Source organism: Xylanibacter rodentium (assembly GCF_013166575.1).
GTDB lineage: Bacteria > Bacteroidota > Bacteroidia > Bacteroidales > Bacteroidaceae > Prevotella > Prevotella rodentium.
Window position 1 is genome coordinate 59,505 of sequence record NZ_JABKKE010000020.1, and the last position, 6,918, is coordinate 66,422.

At 46.6% G+C, this 6,918-nt stretch carries 5 protein-coding genes and 1 pseudogene; all 6 read right to left on the bottom strand.

Going from position 1 to position 6,918, the window contains the following annotated elements; translation table 11 throughout:
• Entirely contained in the window at nucleotides 1-1,299 is a 1,299-nt protein-coding gene (locus HPS55_RS11340; RefSeq protein WP_172174870.1) for a hypothetical protein, read from the bottom strand.
• A gap of 4 nt (nucleotides 1,300-1,303) precedes the next feature.
• Complete coding sequence (locus tag HPS55_RS11345; RefSeq protein WP_172174867.1) at nucleotides 1,304-2,404, bottom strand: hypothetical protein; 1,101 nt, start codon at nucleotides 2,402-2,404, stop codon at nucleotides 1,304-1,306.
• Between the two features lie 810 nt (nucleotides 2,405-3,214).
• The gene (gene pnp, locus HPS55_RS11350; protein ID WP_172174864.1) at nucleotides 3,215-5,557 is read right to left on the bottom strand and encodes a polyribonucleotide nucleotidyltransferase; all 2,343 of its coding nucleotides are present in this window, start codon (nucleotides 5,555-5,557) and stop codon (nucleotides 3,215-3,217) included.
• Between the two features lie 252 nt (nucleotides 5,558-5,809).
• A pseudogene (locus tag HPS55_RS14260) lies at nucleotides 5,810-6,009 on the bottom strand (transposase); the annotation flags it as partial.
• A gap of 167 nt (nucleotides 6,010-6,176) precedes the next feature.
• Entirely contained in the window at nucleotides 6,177-6,434 is a 258-nt protein-coding gene (locus HPS55_RS11360) for a hypothetical protein (protein WP_172174861.1), read from the bottom strand.
• Between the two features lie 234 nt (nucleotides 6,435-6,668).
• Nucleotides 6,669-6,918, bottom strand: a 250-nt coding sequence (locus tag HPS55_RS11365) for a hypothetical protein (protein WP_172324962.1), incomplete at its 5' end; no start/stop codon positions are given.

Here is a 6,918-nt window from a genome sequence, read left to right on the forward strand (position 1 = left end):
TTAAGGAACGACAACCTTACCTAAAGGAATGCCTTTCCAACTTATTGCATATACCCCTGAAGACAGTTTTATGTCGCTACGGCCAACGGGAACCGTATCGCTATATGCTGACATGCCGGTCAAAGAGACGATTTGAAGCAAGCCGCTTTCAGACGCCTCGACCTCCAATGCGCCATTCCTTGTACGCAATATGCAGCCGTCTGTCTTGCAACCGGATACCGCTGAAGACATTGCAACAGTACACGAAATGTCCATCATACCCGATACTTCCGACGCATGATGGACAAGTACATAAGTAATGTCCGAGGTAGCACGCATACCAAACGTAACCTTTCCATCCGCTTCATTGTGTGCTTGAACTTTTATCCTACTTCCGTCAGAGGCATATATATCTACATCGCACATCGGACTTACAGTCCACACAAGACTATCGCCTGCAGCCGCATGCATACGGAACCCGCTGACATATCCCGCTCCAGGTGCATCGAATGTAACGACTTTACCATTGTCAAGGTCGATAAAGTCCGGCTTTACCGGTACTGTCATCAGAAATTCATCCGACAACACCGCCTGAGTAGACCGGCCAGTCATGTCGTAAGCCTCAATGCCGAAGAATACATTGTCATCACAATACACCGTTTCCTTTTCTGCATCAAATCGGTAGTCGGAAGGAATCTCATTGGGCACGACATCTTTCACGTCTATCCATAAGTCTGATATGACAAGGGGATTTCCCGGTTCCACTTCCACATACACACGCGGCCCCCTGTTGAACCAATATGCATATGAGGATATTGCATTGTCAGCCGGTAAGGTGTCAGGCACTACAAAGAAGCTGACACGAGGGTCACTCCACATTCCTTGACTGTCGTTCACCCTAAGCGTAAGTCTGTGCAGACCGGCACGTAGTGATTTGAGGTCCAAATCCAATGCTGCCGCGCCTCCGACAACACTGCCTTTCTTTCTATTGGCGAAATCATCATCTATCCACATTTCATATCCTGCCGCAGCATTACCGGCAAGCGAACGCCCGGTACGCAGAAAGTAGCGCGTCAACGGCACGCTCCAACGCCCCTCGCTGTCAGCCGCCCGGAAGCTCAATGTATGCAGTCCTTCGCCAAGCTCCGACATATCCAAATAGGCCTGCCATGTTCCGGTCGTAGCCGCTGTTCTCCTACTGTCAAACTGCCGGTCTGTCCAGTATTCGCACATCCGTACCGCGACATCCTGCGCTACAGAATACTGCACTGTCGACAGTCCACTGACAGCAAGAAACATAATTTTTACCAGTCTCTTCATAGTCTCAGTCTTTTGTCTGTGCCTCAACCTTGATATTGACTTTCAACTTTCCATCGGCCGATGTCCGAGTATCAATGTTACTCTCCACTATTCGCGGCATTGAGGGTATCTTGTTCCACGGATAGTTTCCTCCGTGCAGTCCCACCTGTGTGCCATCGTTGCCAATATATTTATTGGGATATTTCAGCTCAAAGGTCTTGTCCTTAGCATACGAGCCGTCTTCACCCTCAGCAGCCCATACGCCGGCATTGGCAACCGAAGTCCAGTTGTTATCAAAATCCTGAACATCATCTCCTATCGAAGAGTTAAGGCCTACGAATATATTGTTCTTTGCTGTCGAACCGGCCCTAAGACTACTGTACAGTATACTGTTGGTGGCAAATAGAATGGCGTGTTTGTTTTCTTCTGTAACAACACTATGGTCCACTTTGATTGTACTTGTTGAAGCGAAACCGCCTATATACGAGAAATGAGAATTGGTGACATATAAATTCTGAATCGTGATACTATAATTTTCACCCATAATCCTATACGGATTAATTCTCCAAAACACACACTGCCTTATTGTGAAACTGCTTACAAAACCGTTTTTCTTATTCTCTTGAATATAACTTCCTGCTGTAATATCACCAAATTTACATTTTATGAATGTTATGTCATTCATCCCATTTTGGATATTTATTTCTTTATTCTTAAACGATATTCCCTCAAATTTACAACCGTCCGCCTTACGCACATTTACAACCGGATTGCCATCATCGTCATAACTTGTTATTTCCTCATTGCCTATGGTCAGACCATTGTTTACCACCGTAGCTTTCGTTCCTGTTGCCGCATCGTCTTCAAATCCGGCACCACGCACTGTAAGCGATTTGGAAAAGGGTTTCGCCCCATTAATAGTAAAATTAAACACACCCGATGACAACGTTATCACATCGCCTTTGTCACCGGCTGCGGCATACGCCGCCGTAAAAGCATCGACACCCGTAAACACCAATGTCTGATCGCCATGTTCCAACGTTGCCATAGGCAATTCATTGTTCTGAGCCTTTGCCATAAAGACCGACACAACGGTCATTATAGCCACTAAAAAATTTCTTTTCATAACTGTAAAAGTTAGTTTTCAGCCTCTCCGACTCCCAAGCAAGAAGATGATAATAATAATGATTTGATTATTGTAAAACTACATTTTCATTTCACCATACAAAAGAGCGTGGGAATCCGACCACTGTCACCCGTTCCACGCATTGAGGCTCTCGCATTTGCCCGGTATAGTAGAACGAGCAACGCAGAACCCACGCCGATGATTTATACAATAATCCCATACATCATACCCCTGCGCACTGTGACACACAATGGCATGAATACAACGATACGGGAATGTCTATAAAACATCCCATGAGCATCTACCGTTGCCATGTTCATGACTATACCTGAAATTTGCGAGATTCCAATGCGTCAGGAACAAAGCGCATGATAAACGCTTTTCCAATATGGCGGTCCCCTTCCCACCGCATCCGTCACCGTCAATGTCCTTTGCAGTAACATATCACGGCAACTTCGGCATGGGCTCTTCTGTCATCCGGCACAACCGTCTCTTTGTCCGGTCAAGCCTTATGACAAGATTATTCGAGAACCGATGGCAAAGATACACAATATTTTTCAATAAACAAGTATCATATAACAAATTATAGAAAAGAGCCCGACGTTTTCATTAATCAACGATAAGCAGAGTGAAACTTGTTTCAGCTCTGCCATGGCGAGAAAACGCGCATGGATATGAACACTTTAAATACATCAATCGAAACATTTCGGACGCACAAATCAGAATAAAACAAAAAAATTCCCGCAACACACATCTCACGATGTCGTTGCGGGGTGATTCTGATTAATTATTATGTTATAGATTTTGTCTTTAGAAATCCATCTTGTCCAACGAGTCGTTGAAATCCTTCGGCTCGTTGTTCTCCTGAGGCATGATGTCGCCCAGTGAAGGACGCTGCGGAGCACGCTCACCACGGTCCTGACGCTGACGGCGGTCACCTCCACGCTCAGGACGTTGACGACGTTCTCCGCGCTCGGGACGGTCGCCACGCTCACGGCGTGCGGGACGCTCCACATAGTCGGCAGGCTTCTCGATAAGAACACGGTGAGAGAGTTTGTACTTGCCCGTCTTCGGGTCAATCTCCATCAGTTTCACCTTTATCTTGTCACCCTCCTTGATGCCGGCTTCCTCAACCGTCTCGAGGCGCTTCCAGTCAATCTCGGAAATGTGCAGCAGACCGTCCTTACCGGGCATAATCTCAACAAAGCAACCATAAGGCATAACCGAACGTACCGTTCCTTCATATACCTCGCCCACTTCGGGTATGGCAACGATGGCACGAATCTTGCTTATCGCAGCGTCAATACTTTCCTTGTTCGGTCCGCTCACTTGAACCTTGCCTACACCCTCTATCTCGTCGATGACGATAGTGGCGCCCGTATCTTCCTGCATCTGCTGGATAATCTTTCCGCCCGGGCCTATCACGGCTCCGATAAATTCTTTCGGAATCTCCATCTGGATGATACGCGGCACCTGCGGCTTCATCTCGGCACGCGGCTCGGCGATAGTCTCTGTCAGCTTTCCGAGAATGTGCTCGCGCCCGGCCTTGGCCTGCATGAGAGCCTTCTCAAGAATCTCGAAACTCAGACCGTCGCACTTGATATCCATCTGTGTGGCTGTCAGACCGTCTTTCGTTCCGGTAGTCTTGAAGTCCATGTCGCCCAAATGGTCCTCGTCGCCGAGAATATCCGAGAGCACGGCATACTTGTCCTCACCTGGGTTCTTGATAAGTCCCATGGCAATACCGCTCACGGGCTTCTTCATCGGCACACCGGCATCCATCAGAGCCAGTGTTCCGGCACATACCGTAGCCATCGACGACGAGCCGTTGCTCTCAAGAATCTGGCTCACCACACGCACTGTGTAGGGGAAGTCCTCAGGTATCTGACCTTTCAGTCCGCGCCATGCCAGATGTCCGTGACCGATTTCGCGACGGCCTATACCACGCTGAGCCTTGGCCTCACCCGTACAGAACGGTGGGAAATTGTAGTGCAGCAGGAATTTCATATAGCTCTTGTCCAGCACATCGTCCACCAGCTTCTCGTCGAGCTTGGTCCCGAGCGTACATGTAGACAGGCTCTGCGTCTCGCCACGTGTGAATATTGAACTTCCGTGAGGCATGGGCAGCGGACTTACCTCACACCATATCGGACGTATCTCGTCAGTCTTGCGGCCGTCCAGACGTATACCCTCGTCAAGGATGCAGCGGCGCATGGCATCGCGCTCCACATCGTGATAGTAGCGGTCCATCATGGCGCATTTCTCCTCCAGCTCATCCTCTGTCAGCTCGGTGTGGGCGGCAGCGTAAGCCTCCTTGAAGTCTTCCAGAATCTTCTCGAATGCCTCGGCACGTGCATGCTTGTCAAGAGCCTGACGTGTCACGTCGTAAGCCTTGCCGTAGCATTCCGTCTTTATCTGCTCGCGCAGCTCCTCGTCGTTCACCTCGTGGCAGTACTCGCGCTTCACATCCTTGCCAAGCTCCTTCGACAACTCAACCTGCATTTCGCACATGGGCTTGATAGCGGCCATGGCTGCCTTGAGGGCACCTATCATATCCTGTTCTGAAACTTCCTTCATCTCGCCCTCCACCATCATGATGTTTTCGGCCGACGCACCTACCATGATGTCCATGTCGGCCTCTTTCATCTGCTCGAAAGTGGGGTTGATAACGTACTCGCCACCGATGCGGGCCACGCGGCACTCGCTGATGGGGCACTCAAACGGAATATCTGAACAAGCCAAAGCGGCTGAAGCGGCAAATCCGGCCAATGCATCGGGCTGGTCTACACCGTCGGCGCTGAGAAGCATCACGTTTACGAACACTTCGGCGTGATAGTTTGAGGGGAACAGCGGACGAAGCACACGGTCTACAAGACGGGATGTAAGAATCTCGTTGTCACCCGGCTTGCCCTCGCGCTTGGTGAATCCGCCGGGGAAACGTCCCGCAGCGGCATACTGCTCCTTGTAGTCAACCTGCAAAGGCATGAAATCGGTTCCGGGAACTGCATCCTTTGCGGCACAAACAGTGGCCAAAAGCACTGTGTTGCCCATACGCAGAACAACGCTTCCGTCAGCCTGTTTTGCCACTTTCCCGGTTTCAATCGTGATGGTTCTTCCATCAGGCAATTGAACACTTTTTGTAATTACGTTCATCTTTATATTAAAAACATCTAAAAAAATAAAATTCGGACAAAGATACTTAAAATCAACGGAATAAACGAACAACTGTGCATTTATTTTTATTTTATTATGATTCGACCGACAATACTTTTTATATACCGCCTACACAAACAAGGCATGCGGAAACAACAGCCACACTTACCGGCCGTCACTCCCGCATGCCATCATCGCATTATCTCTGCCGTCACCGTCAGGCCATCGCCTGAACCGCCCCCGTGGCACCGAGAACTGCCGTTTGAAAAGATTCTTGCCGATGTACCCTTTGTCCGCAACCAATTTGCCATAGATAAATTCGATAAAATACTAGTATTCCAATGGTTCCTCTCATCCACATCTCCCGGAGTTATTATGAAGTTTAGTAATTCTCCTTTCTCGTTGCAAATCAGATGCAGTTTGAATCTAAAGAACCATTCCATAGAGCATTTATAGCATCAAAAAAACCTACAAAAGTCATCGGCCATACAAAATAATTCTATAACTTTGTCATCGGTGAACATAGCGATTATTGTTTGTAATACTTTGTAATTCAGCACTATAAAGTTAAAACAATTTTCGCTAATCACTAAATTTAATATACATACAAAAACATTATTTACGGTTTTTCTATGGACTCGCAATCACATTGGCGTCCTCCGCCATCATGTCTTACCGGCTGATTGTACGGATAATTGACTATATACTTCATCCTGTCCAATTCTTCTATGGTAAATATATACCGCTTGTCATAAATATAGTTTTCCCTTATAGAATCCCAATCAGACTTCTCCAATGTAGATTGCTTTACGATGTATACAACCACTCTACATCTACCCCATCCGTGGTAAGTATCATCAAAATCTTGATAAGACATTTCTGAAACATAACTACTATTGGGAGCTATTTTTATTCCACCATATCCCATTAAGTCCTTATATATAGTAGATAATTCCGATGTATCTTTAAATTCAAAAAAATCACAAAATATAGTATCACGTGAATGGTTTCTCACAGTAAAAAAAGGTGGGAACGGGTAACATGCCGATATTCCACAGCACATCACCAACACAAAAAATATTTTTACCAATGCTTTCATATACGTAAAGTTTCAAAATACAAACAATAAAGGAAATCCCATGGAAACTCCCGGAATAATATAATCAGAACAAGAACCACGTGAACCTGTTATAGGAAATTTTCTTTTAATATTATAATTACCTTCTCTCGGATTTATATATGGAGATCGCGTTTTTTCTTTATAAAAAGAAACTATATCAAAATAGTTCTTATCACCTTCAACATATCCATCTGCGCCTCGACCATATTTTTTGTCAAAATACTCGGCACCAAGTTTACTG

Excerpts from the sequence above, each read along its gene's own strand:
- pnp (WP_172174864.1), bottom strand. The coding sequence starts at position 5,557 with ATGAACGTAATTACAAAAAGTGTTCAATTGCCTGATGGAAGAACCATC.
- HPS55_RS11340 (WP_172174870.1), bottom strand. The coding sequence starts at position 1,299 with ATGAAGAGACTGGTAAAAATTATGTTTCTTGCTGTCAGTGGACTGTCG.
- HPS55_RS11345 (WP_172174867.1), bottom strand. The coding sequence starts at position 2,404 with ATGAAAAGAAATTTTTTAGTGGCTATAATGACCGTTGTGTCGGTCTTT.
- HPS55_RS11360 (WP_172174861.1), bottom strand. The coding sequence starts at position 6,434 with ATGTCTTATCAAGATTTTGATGATACTTACCACGGATGGGGTAGATGT.